Consider the following 24,403-nt stretch of genomic DNA (forward strand, 5'->3'; position numbering starts at 1 on the left):
GATTGCTTTATTTTTTTTCAATATATAAGGGCTGCTGCGAAAATTCTAACTCCAATGCCTTTTGCCTGTATTTTTGCGGCAGTCCCATAGCATAAATTCTTGCTGCTTTGGAATCGAGCCTGATCAGTGGATCGTCAAATGAGGCACGCTTAACGATGATCGGCAGGGAGATTTCCTTTTTGTAACGGTTCAAATAGGCGCGGCCGTTCCTAGTCATACCGAGAAGCCTGAGATAACTGACTTTTTCCTCCGCCATTTTTACATCTGTCTTTTTTGTCCGGGTAAGTATATGCGTCAAAGCCCTTTGCAGTCGCGTCCATGTATATCTTTTCGTTTTTAAGGCATTCATAAATTCGCTAAAGCTTTCTGCTTTTGCTGCTAAAGCAAGAAATCTATTTTCAAGCCCTTCTTCCATTTCGTATATATCCTTTAATTCTTCAGCTGTTGTCTGTAATAACAATAGTTTTATATAGGACCAATAGTTTTCCCAATTGTGAAAGCTGCCAAAAGACCTTTGATAGCTGGTCAGCAGCCTATACGTATCGTCAGGTACGTATGACTGAATAGCTGATCCCTCATTTGTCCGGGAAAACAAAGCTTTACGAATGCTGGTTGCGCTGGCAATAGGAGAAGAAGTGAACTGTTCATCATGATAGTCCGCATTTTTCCTCTTAATGGTAGCCATTTTTAGCGAAGCTTGCTGCTTTTGGGCTGCTGTGACATACTGAAAACCTAATATATTATTGGGTTTCGTTAAATCAATTAAGTGTTTATCTGGTTCCAGGCTTGCAAATGCAAGCGAAAGTGCTTTAGGGTAACTATTACCCTGTTGTAAAAAGGCGTGGATCGCTGCTTTATATTTCTCATCATGCTGATTCAGGAATCGATAGGTATCGTAGAAACCTTCGATATCGCCTGATTCACTGCCAAAACAGATGGAAGAACATCCGGCGGCTGAGAGTAAGGATACAGCTCCATTTGCAAATGTATCGGCTTTTTGCACAGCAAATGCATAGGGAAGTTCGAAAACTAAATCAATTCCTCCGTTCAATGCCATTTCCGTTCTTGCCCATTTAGAAACAAGGGCGGGTTCGCCCCGCTGGAGGAAATTACCACTCATCGCTGCGATCACAACATCTGCACCACTAACTTTTTTTGCTTGTTCTAAATGATAGATATGTCCGTAATGGAAAGGATTATATTCAACAATAACGCCTGTTGCTTTCAATGAAAAAACTCCTTAAATTTCTATTGTTTCATTATATTTTCTATTTTATCTAAATAAATGGTTGCAAACAAATATAAAATGGATACAATACATAGAGTATGGGTCTGAATCGAACGCTTTAAACACCAAAAGAGGTGTAAAGAAAAAATATTGACAAATAAATAGTTGAAAGCTATAATTACCTTTGTTGCCTTGGAGTGATATGGATGAAATGGACAACAAGTCAGTTGCAAAAATACCGCAGCAAGGAATTTCCAATAGATGAGATCGTAAATGCAGATGAAATTATGAAGGTTGATCCAACGATTCGTTCGGTTTCACCCATGCATATTATCGGTCATGCTGATATTGGTTCAAACAGAGTGACATTTCATTTAACGATAAATGGCTATCTCATTCTTCCTTGTTCACGCACTTTAGTTGATGTGAAATATCCAATTAATGTTGACACAACAGAAACTTTCCTTCTGAATGGCTTTAGTTATGAAAGCGAAGAGGAGGTACATCAAGTAAAAGGCGATGTGATAGACGTCATGCCGATTATTCATGAAATTCTATTACTTGAAGTACCGATGCAGGTTTTCTGTGAAGATAGCAGTGAAGAGGGCGCGCCACAATCCGGAAAGGATTGGGAAGTCATTCAGGAGAATGATCGGAAAGAGAAAATCGATCCGCGTCTTGCTGGACTTGCTAAGCTTTTTGAGCAAAATGATCACTCTTCTGATACATAATCAGAAGATGAATAAGAAACAATTGAAGACATCAACTGAACAGTTAGATATCTAGATCCAAATGGAATAGGATGGATGCTTTTAAGTTTGAATGCCTTCATTTTTCTTTCTTAATACTCTTTAAGGAGGTGGGAATAATGGCTGTACCTTTTAGAAGAACTTCAAAAACTGCGAAAAGACAACGTCGCACTCATTTTAAATTACAGGTGCCAGGTATGACAGAATGCCCAAACTGTGGTGAAATGAAACTAGCTCACCGCGTATGCAAAGCTTGCGGAACATATAAAGGAAAAAATGTTGTAAACAACTAATTTTTCTTTGCAGAAGATAGAAAGCACAAGAACAAATCGTTCTTGTGCTTTTGTCATTGTTGAACGCGATTTGTTACATCCCAAATGGAGAAAAAAGTATAAAAAGTAGTTGTAATAATATGAAAATTATTCATACTTAAATTAGACAACTATTTTGGAGGGAAATAAAGTGACGCCATACATATTAGAAGAACATGCAGAAGGTTATTTATTATTTACCATTAATAGACCGGAAAAGAGAAATGCTGTCGATTATGATATTATAGATGGTTTAAATGAGGCTGTTAAACAGGCTGCGAACAGCAATGTGAAAGCGCTTATCATTACCGGGGCGGGAGACAAGGCATTTTGTTCAGGAGGAGATTTGTCTGTTTTTCATCAATTACGTACTGAAGAAGAGGCGTATGGAATGCTGTCGAAAATGGGCCGGGTATTAACGGATCTTTTACTGCTGCCAATACCTACGGTGGCACTTATGAACGGAACGGCAGTCGGCGGTGGCTGCGAACTGGCCTCGGCATGTGATTTTCGTATTGCCAGACAAGGGGTTATGGCAGGATTTGTACAAGGGAAGCTGGCGATTACTACCGGATGGGGAGGAGGAACCATGATCCAAGAAAAAATGCTCCACGGTAACGGACTGAAAATGCTTATAGAAGCCGAGCTCTATGATACCGATACATTAAAGGAATTAGGATTCCTTCACGATATTTATCCTAACACTTCTGAGTCAGGACTTAAGTTTATGGAGCGGTTCCTACAGCTTGACCGCGGTGTGCTTGAGGCATATAAGAAAGTATCGATTCGAAAATGGAAGAGCATGGGTATTGTTGAGAGAATTGATGCAGAAATCAGACAATGTGCCAAGCTTTGGGCAAGAGAGGAGCACCACCTGCAAGTAGAAAAATTTAATAATAAGAAGTAATTATAAGAAATCTGATATGATATCAGTCTATCTTTTCTAGTAGATGCATATGAATGAATAAAAAAGACTAGGAGGGATATTCTGATGTCAACTACTCGTCAGGACGCATGGACACGTGATGAAGATTTGCTTCTTGCAGAAGTTGTTTTACGCTATATTCGTGAAGGCGGAACACAATTGCAGGCTTTTGAAGAAGTTGGTAAAAAATTATCCAGAACCGCTGCAGCCTGTGGATTTCGTTGGAATTCAGCGATTAGAAAACAGTATAAATCTGGTATCGAGCTGGCAAAAAAACAACGAAAAGAAGGGAAAAAACGGCCTGCTGCTGAAAAGGAATTTACGTGTGATGAAACGGAAGATTCCCTTTATACCGCTGAGGGAAATGCTGTCCCGGCTATACAGCACGCTGCACCGATAGCAAAAGAACTTTCTTTCGAAGAATTACTTTCTTATATAAATAAACTCTATGATCAAGCGCTTGATTCATCCGAATATCAAGAAATTATCTCTAAGTACGAAACGGAGATCTATTCACTGGAGAAAAAAGTAAGAGAGTTAACGGTTAATAATGAACGGCTTGAAAAAGAAATGAGGGCAATGGAGAGTGACTACAAAGCATTAATTGAAATTATGGAAAGAGCCAGAAAAATGGTTGTTTTGAAGGAAGAAGAGTTTGCCCAGAAGGTAAAGTTTCAAATGGATAAAAACGGCAACCTGGAGAAGCTGGACAGATAAAAAGCAAGCGGACAATTAAGTTGTCTGCTTGCTTTATTTCATTCATGATCCTTTTCATGGATTCCTTCCGGGAACCAAATAAGCGGATTTTCCCCTAAATCACGATCTAATTCATAGCTGACTGGATTAAAGCCCATCCTTTTCCAGAATTCTCTCGAGTTGATCCGTGGATTGGTCTTGATCGGCATGCCTTTTTGCTTAGCAAATTCAACAAGTGCCATACCATATCCTTTGCCTTGGTAATCTGGCAGGACTTCTAATTTCCATATTTCTAAATAGTCTACTGTGGGTTCAAAATATCGATTATATTGACCGGAAATTTGATACATACTCATTCGGGCGACAAGCTTATCACCGAAATAGATACCAAAGAATGGTGAATCGCTGTCATTTTCAATCATATTTGCCTCGAGATCTTCGGACATAGACAGTTCCTGAATTCCATATTCTTTAAACTTCTTAAATTCTTCAAGGGTCTTGTAGTTTACCTTTAATTTCTCAACAACAACTGTCATTCAAATTCCCCCTTTTTGCTTCCTGTTTCGGAAAACTGCATGCGTATAAACCATCTTTTTAATAAAATGCAAAATATTAAGATTCTTCACACTATAATTATAACATTTAAATAAAGAAAAGTGATAGCAACGAAGAAAACGGTTACATTTTTATTTGTTGACCTACTGATAAATTTAACTTTCAGAAGTTTCACCTTATAATAGTAAATGTAACTTATTAATGAGACGATCATTAGGCCAAGAAAAGGGTGTGAATGTACATAATGAAAATTGGAATTATTGGCGGGGGTTCTATCGGTCTGTTATTTGCTTGTTATTTAAGCCGAAAGCAGCCTGTCTGTTTATATGTCCGGACAAATGAACAAAAGAAACTGCTTCAGGAAAAGGGGCTGATTTTCGTTCGGGAGACGGAAGAACAGACAAATTGGATTGAAGTTAAATTATATTCTGAATGGCGCGGAATGGAAGATGCAACACTAATTGCCGTTAAACAGTACCAACTGGACAATATGATGGGAATTTTGAATAAATACAGTAATGCGGGTAAGTCAATCGTCTTTTTACAAAATGGAATGGGTCATATAAAGAAGCTGGACTGCCTCGCGGGAAATATATATGTCGCTGCGGTGGAGCATGGAGCCATGCGGACAAATGGGAATCGGGTCCTCCATACAGGACTGGGAACAACAAAGATTGCCCCATACCGACAGTCAGATCCACAATTTCTTCATTGGCTGGACTCAGAGTACAAGGACATGTTTCCATTTATAATGGAAGAAAACTATGAAAATATGCTATTAAAAAAACTGGTCGCGAATGCAGTGATTAATCCATTAACGGCTGTCTTACGGGTGAAAAATGGAGAAATCATTGAGAATCCTCACTATTTCCAAATGGTTCTGCTGCTCTTTAGCGAAATTGAACAAAGTCTCGAGCTTGAGGATGGACAAGCCTATTTTAAAAATGTACGGGCGGTCTGCATGAAAACAGCTGAAAATCAATCCTCGATGCTGCGTGATTTGGAGGAAAAACGTCCGACAGAAGTAGATGCCATCTTAGGCTATATTTTGGAAAAAGCAGGTGAAAGAGAAATAAACACTCCAGTCATGAAGGCATTATTCCATGCAGTGAAAGGAAAGGAGTGTAATGTGGAGGGGTAAATATGACAGCATTCTTTTCTTCAATCATTGCAACATTCGTGACTATTCCGTTATTAGGGTATATAATCGTTTTTATTGTAAGTAAGTTAATAACTAAGAAACATCGGAAATCGATTGGAATGGCCCTGGATGTTACAACACTGCTGCTTATTATTTGTGTACATTATTTAATTATGGCCATTTGGGAAATTTCCCTGCTTTGGCTGATATTCATTATTCTGATATTAACAGCTGCAGCATTTGTTGTTGCTCAATGGAAGGTAAAACACGATATTCATCTGACTAAAGTATTTAAAGGGTTTTGGCGCTTCAATTTTTTATTATTTAGTTTTGTATACTTTGCGTTGCTTATATATGGCCTTATTTTACGAGTCAGTTTGTCTGTTTCATAAATTTGAATTAGTAATTAGAAAGGAAGTCATACATGGAGATGTATAATCTCTCGCTGCCGGCTGTCAATCGGTTTGCAACAGAATACTTGGACAGCACACCTGAAATACAGCGTTTTTTTCATTATCAATACCAAGTATCTGACGATTATCGGGACAGACTTTCAGAATTAAAGCACCGGACATTTATGAGAAAAGAATTGATCCAATGTATTGAAAAATATATGGAGCCATTTCCAAGCTCGAAAGAAGTGGAACGGTCATTAAAAAAACTGGCTGAAGAAAATGGTGTCGCTGTTATCGGAGGGCAGCAAGCAGGTATTTTAACAGGTCCCCTTTACTCTATACATAAAATTATCTCCATTATTGTCTTTGCAAGGCAAAAGGAAGCGGAGTTGAATGTTCCTGTTGTTCCAGTCTTTTGGATTGCAGGAGAAGATCACGATTTCCAGGAAGTCAATCATATATATATCGAAAAAGAAGGCAGAGTCCAAAAGGAAGTTTATCCGGAGCAAATCCGGGAAAAGAAAATGGTATCTGATATCAGCCTGAATCGAGAACGGTGTTTAAGTTGGATTGAAGAAATCATGGCTACATTTGGCGAAACGGAGCATACCAATGACCTGCTTGCTTTTCTGCATGACACGGTAGAAAAATCTTCCAGTTTCGTTGATTTTTTTGCCTCTATCGTGATGGAGCTTTTTAAGGATGATGGATTGCTGATTGTAGATTCCGCTGATCCCGGCATTCGTCATCTGGAAAAAGAAATATTCTTAGCGCAAATAGAAGAGGGAACACAAATCACTAAATGTGTGAAGGATATGCAAAAAGAGATTGCTGCTAAAGGTTTTAAGCAAATGATTGAAATAACGGATCATGCGGCAAATCTTTTCTATAATGATCCTCATTTTAAGGAAAGGATTTTACTTGAATTCGATCCGAAAAAGCGGCTCTATATCGGCAAAAATGGGGCAGTCCGCTTAAAAATCTCTGAACTGCGGCAAATAGCGGCTGAATTCCCGGAGCAATTAAGTAATAATGTCGTAACCCGTCCTCTGACACAGGAAATGCTGTTTCCGACATTAGCATTTATTGCCGGACCTGGAGAAATTGCTTATTGGGCTGAATTGAAAAAGGCTTTTGAAAGCTTTTCACTGAAAATGCCGCCGATTGTTCCGCGCTTAAATATCACGCTTTTGGATCGATCAATAGAAACTGATTTGCAGGAACTAGGCTTAAAGCTTGAAGAGGTACTATTAAATGGGACTGAAAAGCGGAGGCAGGAATACGTAGCGTCTGTAAAGGACCCGGAACTTGAAAAGCTGTTTCAGCATACAAAAGAAAGTCTCCGCAGCCATTATCAATTAATAGAAAATAGGATAGATAAAGGTTTGCTTCCGCTTTTAGAAAAGAACCAGAATTTGATCGTTAGTCAGATTGAATTTATGGAAGCAAAAGCAGAGGCTTTTCTTGAGACAAAGCATGAAATGATTCTCAATAAATTCAAAAGAGTGGAGAACAGCCTCCGTCCATTGGGTGCACCGCAGGAACGGATGTTAAATGCTCTTCAGTATATGAACAGTTATGGGATCCGCTTTCTTGCTGGTTTGGCGAAATTTCCCTATACATTTGATGGAAGTCATAAGGTTATTAAAATATAGGGCTTTGGACTTTATCCTTTGTGATAAAGTCCTTTTTTTGCGGAGATTTTTTCACGAAAAAATTATAGAACATTCTGTCATTAAATATGTCAATAAAAAGCAGAAGGATTTTTTTAAACATTAGGTGAATTATTAAAAATAAGTGGAGGAATGTGGAGGGATGTGGTAAGGTTGTCTTAGAAAGTGGGGGAAACAGGTATGTTCATGGGCGAATATCATCATAACGTTGATGTAAAAGGCCGCTTGATTGTGCCTGCTAAATTCCGTGAAGAACTAGGTGAGGTCTTTGTCTTAACTAGGGGTCTTGATCAATGCTTATTTGGTTACCCTATGAGTGAATGGAAGGTTATTGAAGAAAAATTAAAAGGTCTTCCGCTTACAAAAAAAGATGCCCGCGCATTTACCCGCTTTTTTTTCTCTGGTGCCACGGAATGTGAAATTGATAAACAAGGTCGCATAAATATTGCAACCCCGCTCGTAAACTACGCAAAGCTTGAAAAAGAATGTGTTGTTCTTGGCGTTTCCAATCGAATTGAAATATGGAGTATGGATATTTGGAACGATTATTTCAGTGAGTCAGCGGATTCTTTTGCTGAGATTGCAGAAAATATGATCGGGTTTGATATATAATAATCGTTATGATTCAATATCCTAATGGTTCGTTTGGAAAGGTGGAAACACATGTTTAATCACACAACTGTATTATTAAATGAAGCCGTTGCTGGTCTTGATATTAAACCGGACGGTATATATGTAGACTGCACATTGGGTGGAGCCGGTCATAGCGAATTAATCCTTTCAAAGCTTGGAGATAGCGGGAGATTATATGCTTTTGATCAGGATGAAACAGCGATAGCTCATGCGAAGGAAAGACTTGCTTCGTATAGTGATAAATTAACGATAATAAAAAGCAATTTTCTCCATTTAACTGAAGAATTGGCAAAATTGAATGTCTTGAAAGTTGATGGCATCCTATATGATTTAGGTGTTTCGTCGCCGCAGCTTGATAACCCGGAAAGGGGCTTTAGCTATCACCATGATGCCCCGCTTGATATGAGAATGGATAAAGAAGCCTCACTTACTGCATTTGAAGTGATCAATCATTGGACATATGAAGCTTTGGTTAGGATTTTCTTTCAATATGGCGAAGAAAAATTTTCCAAGCAAATTGCCCGGAGAATAGAAACGATCCGGGAAAAGTCTCCAATTGAAACAACCGGACAGCTGGTAGAACTGATAAAAGAGGCTATACCGGCACCAGCACGAAGAAAAGGCGGTCATCCTGCTAAAAGAATTTTTCAGGCAATTCGGATTGCGGTTAATGATGAACTAGCTGTTTTTGAAAACTCTTTGGAACAGGCCATTGCTCTTTTGCATCCAGGTGGAAGAATCAGTGTCATTACCTTTCACTCGCTGGAAGACCGGATTTGTAAAGCAACCTTTAAGCGGGCCAGTGTATTGCCGGATCTGCCTCCGGGGCTCCCTGTTATTCCGGAAGAATTTAAGCCGGTGTTAAAATTAGTTTCAAGAAAGCCGATATTACCTAGTGAAGAGGAACTAGAACATAATAACCGCGCTAGATCGGCAAAACTTAGGGTTGCTGAAAAACGATGATCATTTTTTAAATATAACCAGTAAGGTACTTAATCAGGAGGGAAGAACGCATGGGAAATTTGGCCAGCCAGCTTCGCCGGGAACAACAAGTTGAGCATAATCAAAAACAGAAAATTCAAGTTAAAAAGAGATTAACTGAAAAGAGAGGAATGTTCACGCCTGGTGAAAAGCTGCTTGGATTAATCTTCGGTGCATTCGTCTGTTTTGGTTCTGTTCATATCATTTCAAACCAGGCATCTATCTATGTACTCAATAAAGATATCCAGGATACAAAGAAAGTGATTCAGGAACAACAAAGGATTAACAGTGATTTAAATATTCAGGTCAGCGAATTAAGCCAATATGACCGTATCAGGGCGAAGGCCAGGGAATTAGGTCTTGAATTAAATGATCAAAATGTTAAGGTTGTGCAGGAATAATGATCAAAAAACAGAGAAATATTAATTTCGGAGCAGCGCTATTATTTGTAATATTTTGCCTGCTCTTTTTTGTCTTATTTTTCCGCTTTATCTATATTCAAGCAACCGGTACGGTTGAAGGTCAAGTTTTGGCAGAAAAGGCAGAAAACAAATATACCGGAGCAACGACAATCGAGGCAAAACGCGGAACGATTTATGATCGAAATGGTGAAGTGATTGCCGAGGATAAAAGTTCCTATAGTTTAATTGCCATTCTTAGAAAAACGATGACAACAGATAAAAATGATCCGCAGCATGTAGTGGATGCTGAAAAAACAGCGCGGGAATTGGCGAAATATATTGATTTGAAGGAATCTACGATTCTAAAAATTATCCGCGATGGGCAGAAGGATGACCGGTTTCAAGTGGAGTTTGGTTCTGCCGGAAGGGATCTCACCGTTGAGACGAAAAAGAAAATCGAAAAATTGAAGCTTCCGGGTGTCTCCTTTACGCGAAATATGAAACGATTCTATCCGAACGGAATTTTCGCTTCACATGTTGTTGGTTTTACGGAAACAAAGGAAGCGAAAAATCATCAAACCGTAACAACAGGCAAGCTGGGCATTGAAAAGCTTCTTAATGATGAATTAACAGGAAAAAACGGAGCATTCCAATATGAAAGTGATGTCTGGGGATATTTGCTGCCAAATGGAGAAGAACAAATCACTCCGGCGCAAGACGGGAAGAATGTTTACTTAACGATTGATCGCAAAATCCAAATTCTGCTTGAAGATGCGATGAATAAGGCAAATAAAGAATTTTCACCGAAAAAAATCATCGGGATTGTTGCAGATGCGAAAACAGGAGAAATTTTGGCGATGAGTCAGCGTCCGACCTTTGATCCGGAAACAAGGGCAGGAATTGAAAAAAGCTGGTACAACGAGGCTGTTGAAACATCCTTTGAACCAGGCTCAACGATGAAAATATTCACGCTCGCTGCTGCTGTTGAAGAAGGCGTTTTTAATCCGAATGAAACCTATCAATCTGGAAGATATGTAGTGGACCCCAGATCAAAAGCGGTGCCCGACCATAATGGCGGGAGGGGCTGGGGAACGATCACCTTTTTAGAAGGGGTGCAAAGGTCATCGAATGTGGCATTTGCTAAATTAGCCAATGAGAAAATTGGCTTTGATAAATTTCGAGAATATATCAGCTTATTTGGTCTTGATAAACCGACAGGCATCGACCTGCCAAATGAAACAGGCGGAAAAATCGCTTATCACTATGCGATTGAAAAGGCGACAACTGCTTTCGGACAGGGTACAGCGATTACGCCAATTCAGCAGGTTCAAGCAGCAACAGCCGTTGCGAATAAAGGACAAATCATGCAAACACATGTCGTCGATAGAATTGAAGATCCGAAAACAGGAGCAACGATTAAAAAGTCGGAGCCAAAAGTGGTTGGTACACCCATTTCGGAAAGCACGGCGAAACAAGTCAGGGATTATTTGGAAACGGTTGTAACCGCAGAGAATGGTACGGGGCATAATTATGCTATAGAAGGCTATCCAGTAGCAGGAAAGACTGGTACGGCCCAAATCCCGGGAAAAGGCGGTTACCTGTCAGGCTCTGGCAACTATATCTATTCGTTTCTCGGAATGGCGCCGAAGGATGATCCGAAGTTGATCGTATATGTTGCTGTGCAGCAGCCGAATTTGGAAAAAAACCCTGACGGATCCGTACCCGTTGCCAATATTTTTAAATCAGTTATGAAAAACAGTTTGCAATATTTACAAATTGAACCAAGTGATCAAAAACCGATCGAGGCTGTGACTCTTCCAAAAGTCACTGACCTGGCTGTAACGGAGGCTGAAGAGAAACTAGCAGTATTGGGCTTGAAACCTATAGTATTAGGAAATGGAACGAGAATCATGAAACAAATTCCTGCAGCAAATGAGACGTTGCTTCCTGGAGAGCGGGTTATTCTGAAAACAGATGGGAAATTGACGGCACCTGATATGACAGGATGGTCATTCAGAGATGTCATGAAAGTCGCAGAATTAGCTAAAATGAAGCTAAATTCAACAGGCAGCGGCTATGTTAGCAAACAAAATGTCGTTTCTGGTGCTGCTCTGAAAGCAGGGGAGCATTTAATCGTTGAACTGCAAAATCCATCTGCAGCAGCGGCAAAATCTAATGATGAAGCGGAAGAAACAGAGGGCATCGAAATGAAGGTAAAAGATCAATAATGACTGATTCCAGCTGAAGTTCATTATTCTATCGGAAAAGGTACGAGCATATATTGGAACGAGCCATATACGAAAGGGGTTCGTTCTTTTATGCGTGTTTCAAATGTTACCGTCAGAAAACGGCTGACCATCGTGTTATTAATCGGGATTCTGGTATTTTCCATCATTGATATGCGGCTTGGATATGTGCAATTCCTGCTTGGCAATCAATTAACGGAAAAAGCAAAAGGGTTATGGAGCCGTAATATTCCATTTGAACCACAGCGGGGAGAGATTGTCGATCGAAATGGGGTGGCACTGGCTGCCAATATCAGTGCACCTACGGTATATGTGGTTCCGCGGCAGGTTAAAAACCCGGCAGAGGCGGCGGAGAAAATTGCAGCTGTATTAAATATGTCGAAAGAAAAGGTATATGGATTAATCACGAAGAAGACGAGCAGTGTTAAAATTCCTGAAGGACGGAAAATATCGCATCAAAAAGCAAAGGAAATTCGTGCTCTTGGTATCGAAGGGGTTTATATTGGGGAAGATTCGAAACGTCATTATCCCTTCGGCAATTATCTTTCGCATGTGCTTGGTTTTGCCGGGATTGACAACCAGGGATTAATGGGTCTTGAATTATTTTACGATAAAGAACTTAAAGGGAAGGAAGGCTCGGTTAAGTTCTATGCCAATGCTAAGGGAGAGCGGATGAATGATATGGCGGACGATTATGAACCTCCTGTCGACGGGCTGGATTTAAAGCTCACCATTGATTCGCGGATCAACACCATCATGGAGCGCGAATTTGATAATGCTGAAGCTGTCTATCATCCGGATGGCTTAATTGGGATTGCTATGGATCCGAAAACTGGTGAAATTTTGGCCATGGCCAGCCGTCCAAGCTTTGAACCAGATAATTTTCGTAATGTCGCTCCAGAAATATACAATCGCAACCTGCCTGTTTGGAGTACTTATGAGCCGGGTTCTACTTTTAAAATTATTACATTGGCAGCAGCACTCGAAGAAGGAAAGGTCAACCTTGAATCCGATCACTTCCACGATCCGGGCTCTGTAACGGTAGGAGGGGCAAGGCTTCGCTGTTGGAAAAGAGGCGGTCACGGAAGTCAATCCTTCCTTGAAGTTGTGCAAAACTCCTGTAACCCTGGATTTGTTGAATTAGGGGAAAGGCTTGGCAAAGATAAATTATTTCAATATGTGAAGGATTTTGGCTTTGGACAAAAGACCGGCATTGACCTGCAGGGTGAAGGGACAGGAATTCTCTTTAAATTAGACCGTGTTGGACCGGTGGAGCAGGCAACAACAGCCTTTGGCCAGGGTGTATCTGTCACCCCTATTCAACAAGTGACCGCCGTGTCTGCGGCAATAAATGGCGGGACATTATATACGCCGTATATTGCGAAAGAATTAATCGATCCAAAAACCGGTAAAGTCGTAATGCAAAAAACCCCTCAAGCGAAGCGCAAGGTCATTTCGGAGAAAACATCCGAACAGATACGGTATGCACTTGAAAGTGTCGTAGCTCAAGGAACCGGCGGCAAGGCTTTTGTTGAGGGCTATCGCGTCGGCGGTAAAACAGGAACAGCGCAAAAGGCGCAGAATGGCCGCTATTTGGAAAATAACCATATTGTCTCTTTTATCGGATTTGCTCCGGCAGATGATCCGCAAATTGTTGTGTATGTTGCTGTTGACAATCCAAAAGGAACCATCCAATTTGGGGGTACTGTTGCCGCACCAATTGTCGGCAGGATCATTGGTGACAGCCTGCGTGCCATGGGGGTAGAGCCGCGAAAAGAACAAATTGAAAAGAAAATTAAATGGCCGGATACTCCAATGGTAGAGGTCCCGGAGTTAGTGGGGATCACGAAAACGGATATTGGCGAATTGATGCTTAATTTAAAAATTGACGCAAGCGGCGAAGGGGATACTGTCGTACGGCAAACACCGCAGGCAGGAGTAAAATTAAAAGAAGGATCAACGATAAGACTTTATTTTGACAATGTAGAAGACTAGTTAGAGGGGGCGGTTAGTAACCTTCGCCGCCCTCTAACTTTTTGTTTAAAAAAGGATAATATAACAAACGTAAATAGAAAAAGAGCTATTTTTCATGTACAATAAGAACGCTGTTATTTTTTTTGCAATTTACTTTCTGCTTGAAAGGATTTGAGAAAATTGAAATTACATACTTTACTTTCGCAGTTATCTCCGTTTATCTCAATGACCGGTGAGAATCCTGACATTACTTCGATTGAAAACGACAATCGCAAAGTGAAAAAAGGCAGTTTATTTATCTGTATAAAAGGCTATACCGTTGATGGGCATGATTTTGCGGCTTCTGCTGAAAAAAATGGTGCTGCCGCTGTTTTAGCTGAACGAGAACTGCCCTTGAGTATTCCAGTTATCGTCGTGAAGGATACAAAAAGAGCATTGCCTGTTCTTGCCGATTTTTTTTACGGTCATCCGACGCAGAACCTGCAGCTGATCGGAATTACAGGAACAAATGGAAAAACGACAACCAGCCATTTAATTGAACAAATTTTATCTGATGCGGGAAAACAGACGGGTTTAATTGGTACTATGTATACGAAAATAGCAGGTCAAATGGATGAAACAAAGAATACAACACCGGAAAGTTTAACCTTGCAGGGGATTTTTAAGAAAATGATCGATGCTGGTGTCGACGCCGCCGTCATGGAAGTTTCTTCCCATGCCTTGGTGGAAGGCAGGGTCCACGGCTGTGACTATGATGTCGCCGTTTTTACCAATTTGACACAGGATCATTTAGATTTTCACAAAACAATGGATGAATACAAACGGGCTAAAGGATTGCTGTTTGCCCAGCTTGGCAATGCTTTTTATGAAACACGACCTAAATATGCTGTGTTAAATGCAGATGACCCGGCAGGCAAGGAATATTTGCAATCTACAGCAGCTAAAGTGGTTACATATGGAATTGAACAGGAATCTGATTTCCGTGCCGCCCAGATAAAGATGACAGCATCAGGCACAACTTTTCAATTACAGAGTCCTTTCGGTATCCGGCAGATTAATATGAAATTAATTGGCAAGTTCAGTGTCTATAATGTACTGGCATCCATTGCAACTGGTGCTGTTTCCGGTACCGGGATTGATTCTATCATTGCTTCGATTGAAAATGTGAAAGGTGTATCAGGCAGGTTTGAAGCGGTTGATGCAGGTCAGGATTTCACCGTAATCGTGGATTATTCGCATACTCCAGACAGTTTAGAAAATGCCTTAAATACGGTGCGGCAATTTGCCGAAAAAAGAATTTTTGCCGTTGTTGGCTGCGGCGGTGACAGAGATCGGACGAAGCGCCCTCTTATGGCTGAAATTGCCTGCAGACTTGCCACCGACCCGGTGTTTACCTCTGATAATCCCCGTACGGAGGACCCGGAGGCAATATTACAGGAAATGGAATCAGGGGTCAAAGGTAAATCATATAAAAAAATTGTTGAACGAAAAGAAGCAATTGAATATGTCATAAATGAAGCAGGTGCTGGTGATGTTATTCTGATTGCGGGAAAAGGACATGAAACGTATCAGCAGATTGGCCGCGAATTCTTCGACTTTGATGATCGATTGGTGGCTAAACACGCGATTGAGGAGAGAAAGAAATGAAATGGTTAGGCAATGGTTCCGCTTCGGACATTTCTGTCGGAAGCGGTCTTAAGATTATGAAGAGTACATATGATATAGCTATGGCTCCTATTCGTGATGAGAATAAGGGAAAGGGGGGAATGACATGCTGGTGCAGGTTATCTTGTTCACAACGTTAGTAAGTTTCCTTATCACTGTATTGTTATCACCGATTACCATCCCTTTCTTGAAAAGATTGAAATTTGGACAAAGTATTCGCGAGGAAGGACCGAAATCACATCAGAAAAAAACAGGCACACCGACAATGGGCGGAGTCATGATTTTACTATCGATTATTGTAACGACTTTAGTGATGACGGGGAAATTCAGTGCACCAACGGCCCAGACATATTTGCTCTTATTTGTCACCATCGGTTTTGGGGTATTAGGATTTTTAGATGATTTTATTAAAGTCGTGTTAAAAAGGAATCTGGGATTAACCTCAAGACAGAAATTTTTGGGTCAGATCTTGGTTTCGGTTGTGGTTTACTTTATATTACAGCAAATGGATTTTTCAACAACTGTTTCCATTCCCTTTACGGAATATTCTTTAGAACTTGGTTATTTTTATGCGCTGTTCATTGTATTTTGGCTGGTTGGTTTTTCAAATGCTGTCAATCTAACGGATGGTCTCGATGGACTGGTTTCAGGAACAGCGGCGATTGCTTTTGGGGCATTTGCTGTTTTAGCATGGAACCAATCACAATATGAAATTTCTATATTTTCCGTTGCCGTAGTCGGAGCGGTTCTTGGATTTCTTGTTTTTAATGCCCATCCGGCAAAAGTATTTATGGGAGATACCGGTTCATTGGCATTGGGCGGGGCTATTGCAGCCATTGCTATTTTAACGAAGCTCGAACTTATTTTAATTATTATCGGCGGCGTTTTTGTTATCGAAACCTTATCTGTCATTCTGCAGGTCATATCTTTTAAAACAACAGGAAAGCGGATTTTCCGCATGAGCCCTCTGCATCATCATTATGAACTGTTAGGCTGGAGCGAGTGGCGTGTAGTCGTGACCTTTTGGTCAGTAGGATTATTGTTTGCGGTAATCGGAATCTATATTGAGGTGTGGTTATAATTGAAAACAATCGATACGTATCTTCATAAAAAAATATTAGTTTTAGGTTTGGCAAAAAGCGGCGTCGGAGCAGCATCACTGTTACAAAAACTGGGCGCATTCGTAACAGTAAATGATTACAAACCTTTATCGGAAAATCCTGAAGCGCAAGGGTTATTAGAACAGGGGATCACTGTTATTTGCGGAGGTCATCCGATTGAACTGCTTGACGAAGGATTTGAATTGATTGTCAAGAATCCAGGGATACCGTACCATAACCCAATGGTTGAAGGGGCAGTGCAGCGGGGAATTCCTGTCATTACTGAAGTAGAACTGGCCTATCAGATCTCAGAAGCACCATTTATTGGGATTACCGGGACCAATGGAAAAACAACGACCACTACTCTGGTATTTGAAATGCTGGATGCAGGGAATAAAAAGCCGCTTATCGCCGGAAATATCGGTACGGTAGCATCAGAGGTTGTCCAAAAAGCAAACAGCAGCAATCAGATTGTTATTGAACTTTCATCCTTTCAATTAATGGGAATTGAGAGCTTCAAACCACATATCGCGATATTAACCAATATTTATGATGCCCATCTTGACTATCATGGAACAAAAATAGAATACGTGAAAGCGAAAGCAAATATTACTAAAAATCAAACGAAAGATGACTTTTTTATTGTCAATGTAGAACAAGAAGAAGTTCTTGAGGTAGCCCGCCAATCGCAGGCGCAGATTATTCCGTTTTCGGCGAAACGAATTCTGGACTACGGTGCTTTTGTTCAAGACGGATGGGTCTTATTTAATGAAGAACAGATTATGAAAATGGAGGATATCAGGCTGCCAGGGGCACATAACCTCGAAAATATATTATCTGCGGTTGCAGCGGCAAAGCTTTCCGGTGTTTCGAATAAGGCTATTTTCCAGGTGTTGAGCACTTTTACCGGCGTAAAGCATCGCCTGCAATTTATTAAAGAAGTTCAAGGCAGAAAGTTTTACAATGACTCGAAAGCAACGAATATTTTAGCAACAAAAAATGCACTTGCAGCCTTTAATGGACCGACTATCCTTCTCGCAGGCGGTCTTGATCGCGGAAATGAATTTGATGAATTAATTCCATCCTTTCAAAATGTAAAAGCGATTATTACCTTTGGGCAGACAGCTGAGAAAATGGAAAAGGCAGCGGAGCTCGCTGGAATAAAAATCATCAAGCGTGTCGATAATGTTAAAACAGCCGTACCTCTTGCTTATCAGCTATCAGACCCCGATGATGTGATTCTTTTATCACCGGCATGTGCAAGCTGGGATCAGTTTAAAACTTTCGAAGTAAGAGGGGACATTTTTATTGAAGCGGTGCATATGCTTAAGTAAGGGCTTGTCTTAATAAGAAGCAGAACGGTCTTACTTTAGCTTTTTACTGTTTCTTACATAGGCTCAAAAACTTGCATTTCGAGGTGTAGTCTTGTGCCGACAAAAAAAACGACTCCTGATATGATCTTAATGCTCTTGACTTTTTCACTCTTAGCTATTGGACTGATTATGGTTTACAGTGCGAGTGCCATCTGGGCAGAATATAAATTTGATGATTCTTTTTTCTTCGCTAAGCGGCAGATGCTGTTTGCCGGAGTAGGGATTATCGCCATGTTCTTTATTATGAATATTGATTACTGGACATGGAAAACCTGGGCTAAGATGCTTCTGATTATTTGTTTTGTCCTTCTCGTACTTGTATTAATTCCAGGGGTCGGAAACGTTCGTAATGGCTCAAGAAGCTGGATTGGTATCGGTGCTTTTTCGATTCAGCCGTCTGAGTTTATGAAATTAGCGATGATTGCATTTTTGGCCAAGTTTTTATCAGTACGTCAGAAATACATCACTTCATTTAAAAAAGGACTGGCGCCATCGCTTGGATTAGTCTTTTTAGCGTTTGGCATGATTATGCTGCAGCCTGATTTAGGTACAGGTACCGTAATGGTAGGCACATGTATTGTGATGATATTTATTGCAGGTGCAAGAATCAGCCATTTTTCTTTCCTTGGCATGATGGGAGTTGCCGGATTCGTCGCTCTTGTGTTGTCGGCTCCTTATCGTATTAAGCGGATCACCTCATTCTTAGATCCATGGGAGGATCCGCTTGGCAGCGGATTTCAAATCATTCAATCTTTATATGCAATCGGTCCGGGAGGCTTATTTGGATTAGGACTTGGTCAAAGCAGGCAAAAGTTTTTCTATCTTCCGGAGCCGCAAACTGATTTTATTTTTGCTATCCTTGCTGAAGAACTCGGCTTTATCGGCGGTTCTCTTATTCTGTTATTATTTTCCTTGCTGCTCTGGCGCGGAATCCGGATTGCCCTGGGAGCTCCGGATTTATATGGCAGCTTTTTAGCCGTCGGGATTATTGCTATGATTGCGATTCAAGTTATGATCAATATCGGGGTTGTTACGGGGTTAATGCCGGTTACCGGGATTACGCTGCCGTTTTTAAGTTATGGCGGTTCCTCGTTAACCCTTATGCTGATGGCGATAGGCGTATTATTAAATATCAGCCGGCATTCGCGCTATTGACATAATAAAGAGTTGGCCTGACTTTTGGTCAACTCCTTTTTTGCGTTGAGAGAACTATTTATTGTAACATTTTGTGACAAAATAATGATTGCTGCATTACAATATGAAAACATTCTATTGTTGGTAACTTTTTCTGTTTTAGAATATAGTAGAATGTAAAAGATAAAGTACTTTTTCTCATACATTTGCTGTATCTGATTTTTTCTATGTTATAATTTTAATATTTGTTTTTATGAGGTGAAACAATGAAGATTGTTGTAAGCGGGGGAGGAACCGGAGGCCATATATATCCGGCACTGGCTCTGATTCGGGAAATACAAAAGGAAACTGCTGATGCTGAATTTTTATATATTGGAACAGAAAAAGGGTTGGAAAGCACGCTTGTGCCGCGGGAAAATATACCGTTCAAGCCGATACATATAACAGGCTTTAAACGTAGTATTTCCCTGGAAAATGTTAAAACGATTCTTCGCTTTCTTAAAGGAGTAAAACAAAGTAAACAAATGCTGCGGGAGTTTCAAGCTGATGTTGTGATTGGAACTGGTGGATATGTATGCGGACCGGTTGTTTATGCGGCAGCAAAACTGGGAATCCCTACGATCATCCATGAACAAAACAGTGTGCCGGGTTTAACGAATAAATTTTTAAGCCGGTATGTTAACCGGATTGCGCTGTGCTTCACTGAAGCAAAATCGTTCTTTCCTGAAGATAAAGTGGTGCTGACAGGGAACCCGCGTGCTTCTGAGGTGTTAAATCAAGATGGGATTAAGGGCAGGCTTTCTGTTGGCTTAAACCTGACGGATCCGATGGTGCTGATTGTCGGCGGCAGCCGCGGAGCGCGTCCGATAAATGATGCGGTCCTGCAGTCATTGGGAAAACTAAGAGAAAGACCTTATCAAGTGCTTTATGTTACGGGTGAGGTGCATTATGATAAGGTAAAAAAGGAAGTGGAACAGATTGGCAGCCCGACGAATGTTGTGATAAAACCATTTGTTCATAATATGCCGCAAGTGTTGGCAGGAACGGACCTGACTGTTGCACGGGCGGGGGCAACAACTTTAGCGGAATTAACCTCATTAGGGATTCCGAGTATCTTAATTCCAAGCCCTTATGTCACAAATAATCATCAAGAGAAGAATGCCAGATCTTTAAGTGATCATGGTGCCGCAGAACTGCTGCTGGAAAAAGATTTAACCGGTGAATCACTACTGGAATCCATCGATCGGATCCTATTAAATAATACTAAGCTTAAAGAGATGAAATCGGCTGCCAAAGAACTGGGGATTCCGGATTCAGCGAAAAGGTTGTACCAATTAATGCTGGAACTTACCTCGGTGAAATGATAGTCGCCTATTTAATATCTTTTGCATATACTATTGGAACTAAGTTGCCGCTTACTTGCCGTTTGTCAAGCTTTAGTGTCCACTGACAATTGTTTTAGGAGGATACAATGAAGAATTTTTTAACTGAACTAAAAAGTATGAATGTTGGGTTAATCAAAGAAAATGAACCGTTATCGAGTCATACAACGATAAAAATCGGAGGTCCGGCTGATCTATTTATCGAGCCGTCATCCATTGAAAATTTAGAGAAAACAATGGAATTGGTTCGGAAATATAAGCTGAATTGGAGAGTCATCGGCCGAGGATCGAATTTACTTGTTTCGGATAAGGGAATTGAGGGAGTGGTCATCAAGCTGGGGGAAAAGTTGAACCAGTTAGAAATCGCTGACACAAGAATAAAGGTTGGTGCAGGATATTCCCTCATCAGTCTTGCCCTTGCTTCAGGAAAAAGGGGATTATCAGGACTTGAATTTGCCAGCGGAATCCCTGGTTCAGTCGGAGGTGCCGTGTATATGAATGCAGGGGCACACGGTTCGGATATTTCTAAGATTCTGACGGAGGCACATATTCTATTTGCGGACGGAACACTGTCATGGCTGAACAATGAAGAAATGGAATTTTCTTACCGTACTTCCGTCCTGCAAAAAAAACGTCCCGGAATTGTTGTCGAAGCAAAGTTTCAGTTGACGGCAGGAAACAAGGAAGAAATTATCGCTGTGATGCAAAAAAATAAAGATTATCGCAAAGAAACACAGCCTTGGAATTTTCCTTGTGCCGGAAGTATTTTCCGCAATCCTCTTCCTTATTACGCGGGAAAATTAGTGCAGGATTCGGGTTTGAAAGGTTACCGGATCGGCGGCGCACAAATTTCAGATATGCATGGTAATTTTATCGTAAATGCCGGGAATGCAAAGGCTGAAGATGTGCTCCAAATAATTGAATATGTCCAGACAACGATATTTGATAAGTATCATGTGAAAATGGAAACTGAGGTAGAAATAATAGGTAGAAAATGACAGTAAACGAAAAGTCCAATTTGCCATTTATTGTGTTATAATTCTTTATGATATCAATAGCGAATTAAATCCATGATAACGGCATGAATAATCGTGCCGTTGTTTTAGCTTTATTTTTCAGTGGAAATATGGATTCATGATGGACAGGTATGGAGTTATACTCTGTTCATCATGTTGGATTACTTAATGTGGGGTGATTGGGATGGAAAATGGAAAAATCGTCTCCATCGAAGACCGAATTCCAAAGTTAAAGCTGCAGCGCAAAAAAAAGGCGAACCGCAGACTAATTATGCTTTTACTGCTATTCTTTTTGCTGATAGCTTTTATCATCTATTTCCAGTCACCATTAAGCCAGGTAAGGGCCATTAAAATTTTTGGAAATAGAGCTTATTCAGTAAAAGAAATAACAGAAATTGCCGATATTACAGATGATACAAATCTATGGAAGGTAAAGGGGAAAAATATTGAAGGGAAGTTAAATGAACTGCCGGAAATTAGAGGGGCAGATGTGAGAATCCAGTGGCCTAATACGGTGTCGATTGAGATAAAAGAATATAAAAGGATTGCCTATATTTCGAAGGGGAAAGAATTCCTTCCGGTTCTAGAAAATGGTGAAGTGCTTGAAAAGAAAAAAACAGCTAATCTTCCTTTGAATGCACCTGTACTTTATAGTTTTTCCGAAGGGGAACCATTAAAAGAGATGATAGAAAACTTGGAAAAACTTCCCCCAGAAGTTTTAAATTCTATATCCGAGATTCACTACACTCCTAAAAAAACGGATGCCTATCATATTTCCCTCTTTATGAATGATGGCAACGAAGTAAGTGCGATCATCACAACTTTTGCCGAGAAAATGTCTCATTATCCTTCAATTTTAAGTCAATTGAAACCTGAGCAAAAGGGAACGATTGATCTGGAGGTTGGGTCATACTTTAAAGCTTATGAACAATCAGAAGGAGCTGAACCGAGTGAATCCGAGGAAGATCGTAAGGAAGAATAGGGTTATCATTACGATCGTTTGTCTTGTTTTTGGATTTATGGTCTCCTTTTCTTACCATCTAACCAATAGTCAAAAGAAAAAATCAAATATTACCAGCGTCCAGTTTACACGTGACATGGCGCTGCGGGATGAATTGATTGAACAAGAAGAAAAAAATCGTAAACTGCAACAAGAACTTGGGAAAAAGCAACAGCAAGTTTTAAAAATTGAAAAGCAATTATCAAATGAAGCGGAATCCTTTTATCATTTGGCAGAAGATGCAGAAAAATACCGGATGTACCTGGGAAAAGTAAAGGTAAAAGGGCAAGGTGTGCAGGTAACATTGGCTGATGCTGATTACAAGCCAAGTGAAAACACTGTAAATAATTATATTGTCCATGAACATCATGTGTTCAAAGTAATTAATGAATTGTATATTTCCGGAGCAAGTGCTGTGGCCATTAACGGGCAGCGGCTAACACGGAAGTCATATATATTATGCAATGGTCCTGTCATTGAAGTGGATGGCTACCAGCATCCTGCACCATTTGTCATTACGGCAATAGGAGATCCTGACACTATGGCCGAAGCCTTGAATATCAAGGACGGTGTAAAGGATCTTTTAGTGAATGAAAATGTTCAATTTACACTTGAAAAAAGGGACCATCTTTTGATGAATGCCATATATGGAAGTTAATTGAGGAGAAGAGGCAGGAGGATTATACATAAAAGACAAAAAATTTATCAGTATGACGCTTATTACTCTTATCATAGGCATGATGATTGCTGTTCAGTTTCAAACAGTCCAGGAGCCGATTGTGCGGGATACTCGTGATACACAACAGCTTAGGGACGATTTATTGAAGGAAAAAGAGCTCCAGTTAAGTCTTATTCGTGAAATTCAATCGAATGAGGAAAAGTTAGGGAAATATGAAACAGAGATGGCTCAAAGTAAAGAAAAGATTTTAAGGGATACCTTAAATGAGTTAAAGTCGGATGCTGGATTGACAGAAACGTCAGGACCGGGAATTGTGATTGCCATTGAACCGCTGAAAGAAGAATTGCTGCTGGGAAAACCAGTTAAGTCTATCTCACCAGATTTATTACAATTGCTGGTCAATGAATTAAATCAATATGGGGCTGAGAATATTTCCATTCAGGGACAGCGTATGATTAATTCAACCGTTATCCGGGATATAAATGGAGAAACAAAAGTAGACGGTTATGCGCTGAATCAATTTCCGATTTTGATAAATATAACTGTTGAGACGATTGAATCTGCCAAACGGCTGTATAATCAGATGCAGGTATCTAAATCTGCGGACGAGTTTTTTATTGATAATCTTCGGTTATCCGTCTCAGAGCCACAGGCAAAAGTTGTGGTACCGGCCTATCAGGATACAATAAGGATTCAAAAACTAGAGCTTGCGGAATCTAAAGGAGGATAAATATGTGGCTTCCTATACTCGGGTTACTTATTGGTTTGATTATCGGCTTTCTGACCGATATTAAAATTCCTGTTGAATACTCGAATTATTTATCTATTGCGGTACTGGCCGCACTTGATACATTGATTGGAGGGATCAGGGCATATCTGCAGGATATTTATGATGAAAAGGTATTTGTTTCAGGTTTCTTCTTTAATATAATCTTGGCTGCAAGTTTAGCTTTTCTAGGTGTACATCTTGGTGTAGACTTGTATTTAGCGGCAGTTTTTGCCTTTGGCGTAAGGCTATTTCAAAATATAGCTGTTATCCGGAGAATTTTATTAAGCAAAATGTCTATGAAGAAAGAAAAAATGTAAAAAATTATATTTTTATAAAGGGAAATAATTTAGGTTTGCCGAATATTTCTAAGATATAAG

24 protein-coding genes and 1 pseudogene are annotated in these 24,403 nt (G+C 40.2%); 23 read left to right on the plus strand and 2 right to left on the minus strand.

Going from position 1 to position 24,403, the window contains the following annotated elements:
- Nucleotides 1-7: 7 nt before the first annotated feature.
- Complete coding sequence (locus tag HNR53_RS01625) at nt 8-1,228, minus strand: nucleotidyltransferase (RefSeq protein ID WP_184521947.1); 1,221 nt, start codon at nt 1,226-1,228, stop codon at nt 8-10.
- Nucleotides 1,229-1,434: 206 nt separating this feature from the next.
- Here HNR53_RS01625 and HNR53_RS01630 point away from each other — a divergent pair, with 206 nt between their 5' ends.
- The 4 genes from HNR53_RS01630 (at nt 1,435) to HNR53_RS01645 (ending at nt 3,930) form a co-directional block, all read left to right on the plus strand.
- Nucleotides 1,435-1,959: a YceD family protein gene (locus HNR53_RS01630; protein WP_184521950.1), complete on the plus strand. Its 525-nt coding sequence runs from the start codon at nt 1,435-1,437 to the stop codon at nt 1,957-1,959.
- Nucleotides 1,960-2,096: 137 nt separating this feature from the next.
- On the plus strand, nt 2,097-2,270 hold the full coding sequence (gene rpmF, locus HNR53_RS01635; RefSeq protein WP_184521953.1) for a 50S ribosomal protein L32: 174 nt from the start codon (nt 2,097-2,099) through the stop codon (nt 2,268-2,270).
- A gap of 169 nt (nt 2,271-2,439) precedes the next feature.
- Nucleotides 2,440-3,195, plus strand: a complete 756-nt coding sequence (locus HNR53_RS01640; RefSeq protein ID WP_184521956.1) for an enoyl-CoA hydratase-related protein — start codon at nt 2,440-2,442, stop codon at nt 3,193-3,195.
- An 84-nt stretch (nt 3,196-3,279) separates the two neighbouring features.
- Nucleotides 3,280-3,930, plus strand: a complete 651-nt coding sequence (locus tag HNR53_RS01645) for an RsfA family transcriptional regulator (protein WP_184521959.1) — start codon at nt 3,280-3,282, stop codon at nt 3,928-3,930.
- Between the two features lie 38 nt (nt 3,931-3,968).
- On the opposite strand, the gene HNR53_RS01650 is transcribed toward HNR53_RS01645, so the two are convergent.
- Complete coding sequence (locus tag HNR53_RS01650) at nt 3,969-4,445, minus strand: N-acetyltransferase (RefSeq protein ID WP_184521962.1); 477 nt, start codon at nt 4,443-4,445, stop codon at nt 3,969-3,971.
- Between the two features lie 263 nt (nt 4,446-4,708).
- On the opposite strand from HNR53_RS01650, the gene HNR53_RS01655 reads away from it, so the two are divergent.
- The 19 genes and pseudogenes from HNR53_RS01655 to HNR53_RS01745 all read left to right on the plus strand — a co-directional run bounded on the left by HNR53_RS01655 (nt 4,709) and on the right by HNR53_RS01745 (nt 24,402).
- A complete protein-coding gene (locus HNR53_RS01655) occupies nt 4,709-5,605 on the plus strand; it encodes a 2-dehydropantoate 2-reductase (protein ID WP_184521964.1) in 897 nt (298 codons plus the stop codon).
- A gap of 2 nt (nt 5,606-5,607) precedes the next feature.
- Nucleotides 5,608-5,997 (plus strand): DUF3397 domain-containing protein, encoded by a 390-nt coding sequence (locus tag HNR53_RS01660; RefSeq protein ID WP_184521967.1) that lies wholly within the window; start codon nt 5,608-5,610, stop codon nt 5,995-5,997.
- A 32-nt stretch (nt 5,998-6,029) separates the two neighbouring features.
- Nucleotides 6,030-7,655, plus strand: coding sequence for a bacillithiol biosynthesis cysteine-adding enzyme BshC (gene bshC, locus HNR53_RS01665; protein ID WP_184521970.1), 1,626 nt, complete (start codon nt 6,030-6,032; stop codon nt 7,653-7,655).
- Nucleotides 7,656-7,853: 198 nt separating this feature from the next.
- On the plus strand, nt 7,854-8,285 hold the full coding sequence (gene mraZ, locus HNR53_RS01670) for a division/cell wall cluster transcriptional repressor MraZ (protein WP_184521973.1): 432 nt from the start codon (nt 7,854-7,856) through the stop codon (nt 8,283-8,285).
- Between the two features lie 51 nt (nt 8,286-8,336).
- Nucleotides 8,337-9,269 (plus strand): 16S rRNA (cytosine(1402)-N(4))-methyltransferase RsmH, encoded by a 933-nt coding sequence (rsmH, locus tag HNR53_RS01675; protein ID WP_184521976.1) that lies wholly within the window; start codon nt 8,337-8,339, stop codon nt 9,267-9,269.
- A 50-nt stretch (nt 9,270-9,319) separates the two neighbouring features.
- Complete coding sequence (gene ftsL / locus HNR53_RS01680) at nt 9,320-9,688, plus strand: cell division protein FtsL (RefSeq protein WP_184521979.1); 369 nt, start codon at nt 9,320-9,322, stop codon at nt 9,686-9,688.
- On the plus strand, nt 9,688-11,916 hold the full coding sequence (locus HNR53_RS01685; RefSeq protein ID WP_184521982.1) for a penicillin-binding protein: 2,229 nt from the start codon (nt 9,688-9,690) through the stop codon (nt 11,914-11,916). Before ftsL ends, HNR53_RS01685 begins: the two co-directional genes overlap by 1 nt.
- Nucleotides 11,917-12,006: 90 nt before the next feature.
- Nucleotides 12,007-13,929 (plus strand): stage V sporulation protein D, encoded by a 1,923-nt coding sequence (locus HNR53_RS01690; protein ID WP_184521985.1) that lies wholly within the window; start codon nt 12,007-12,009, stop codon nt 13,927-13,929.
- Between the two features lie 159 nt (nt 13,930-14,088).
- Entirely contained in the window at nt 14,089-15,555 is a 1,467-nt protein-coding gene (locus tag HNR53_RS01695) for a UDP-N-acetylmuramoyl-L-alanyl-D-glutamate--2,6-diaminopimelate ligase (RefSeq protein WP_184521988.1), read from the plus strand.
- Nucleotides 15,552-15,713: a hypothetical protein gene (locus HNR53_RS01700; RefSeq protein ID WP_184521991.1), complete on the plus strand. Its 162-nt coding sequence runs from the start codon at nt 15,552-15,554 to the stop codon at nt 15,711-15,713. Before HNR53_RS01695 ends, HNR53_RS01700 begins: the two co-directional genes overlap by 4 nt.
- A complete protein-coding gene (gene mraY, locus HNR53_RS01705; protein ID WP_184521994.1) occupies nt 15,680-16,654 on the plus strand; it encodes a phospho-N-acetylmuramoyl-pentapeptide-transferase in 975 nt (324 codons plus the stop codon). Before HNR53_RS01700 ends, mraY begins: the two co-directional genes overlap by 34 nt.
- Nucleotides 16,655-18,007, plus strand: coding sequence for a UDP-N-acetylmuramoyl-L-alanine--D-glutamate ligase (murD, locus tag HNR53_RS01710; protein WP_184521997.1), 1,353 nt, complete (start codon nt 16,655-16,657; stop codon nt 18,005-18,007). It begins immediately after the preceding gene.
- Between the two features lie 93 nt (nt 18,008-18,100).
- Nucleotides 18,101-19,201: a stage V sporulation protein E gene (gene spoVE, locus HNR53_RS01715; RefSeq protein ID WP_184522001.1), complete on the plus strand. Its 1,101-nt coding sequence runs from the start codon at nt 18,101-18,103 to the stop codon at nt 19,199-19,201.
- Between the two features lie 245 nt (nt 19,202-19,446).
- A complete protein-coding gene (murG, locus tag HNR53_RS01720) occupies nt 19,447-20,544 on the plus strand; it encodes an undecaprenyldiphospho-muramoylpentapeptide beta-N-acetylglucosaminyltransferase (RefSeq protein WP_184522004.1) in 1,098 nt (365 codons plus the stop codon).
- A gap of 107 nt (nt 20,545-20,651) precedes the next feature.
- Nucleotides 20,652-21,560 carry a UDP-N-acetylmuramate dehydrogenase gene (gene murB, locus HNR53_RS01725; protein WP_184522007.1) on the plus strand — a complete coding sequence of 303 codons (909 nt, stop codon included), beginning with the start codon at nt 20,652-20,654 and terminating at the stop codon, nt 21,558-21,560.
- A gap of 202 nt (nt 21,561-21,762) precedes the next feature.
- Complete coding sequence (locus HNR53_RS01730; RefSeq protein ID WP_184522010.1) at nt 21,763-22,560, plus strand: cell division protein FtsQ/DivIB; 798 nt, start codon at nt 21,763-21,765, stop codon at nt 22,558-22,560.
- Nucleotides 22,502-23,236, plus strand: a complete 735-nt coding sequence (locus HNR53_RS01735) for a DUF881 domain-containing protein (RefSeq protein ID WP_184522743.1) — start codon at nt 22,502-22,504, stop codon at nt 23,234-23,236. Before HNR53_RS01730 ends, HNR53_RS01735 begins: the two co-directional genes overlap by 59 nt.
- 52 nt (nt 23,237-23,288) lie before the next feature.
- Nucleotides 23,289-23,987 (plus strand): DUF881 domain-containing protein, encoded by a 699-nt coding sequence (locus HNR53_RS01740; RefSeq protein WP_221452172.1) that lies wholly within the window; start codon nt 23,289-23,291, stop codon nt 23,985-23,987.
- 2 nt (nt 23,988-23,989) lie between these two features.
- Nucleotides 23,990-24,402 (plus strand): annotated as a pseudogene (locus tag HNR53_RS01745) (small basic family protein).
- Nucleotide 24,403: the final 1 nt, after the last annotated feature.

Origin of the sequence: Bacillus benzoevorans (assembly GCF_014207535.1) — a bacterium.
In the GTDB taxonomy this organism is placed as follows: domain Bacteria; phylum Bacillota; class Bacilli; order Bacillales; family Cytobacillaceae; genus Bacillus_BD; species Bacillus_BD benzoevorans.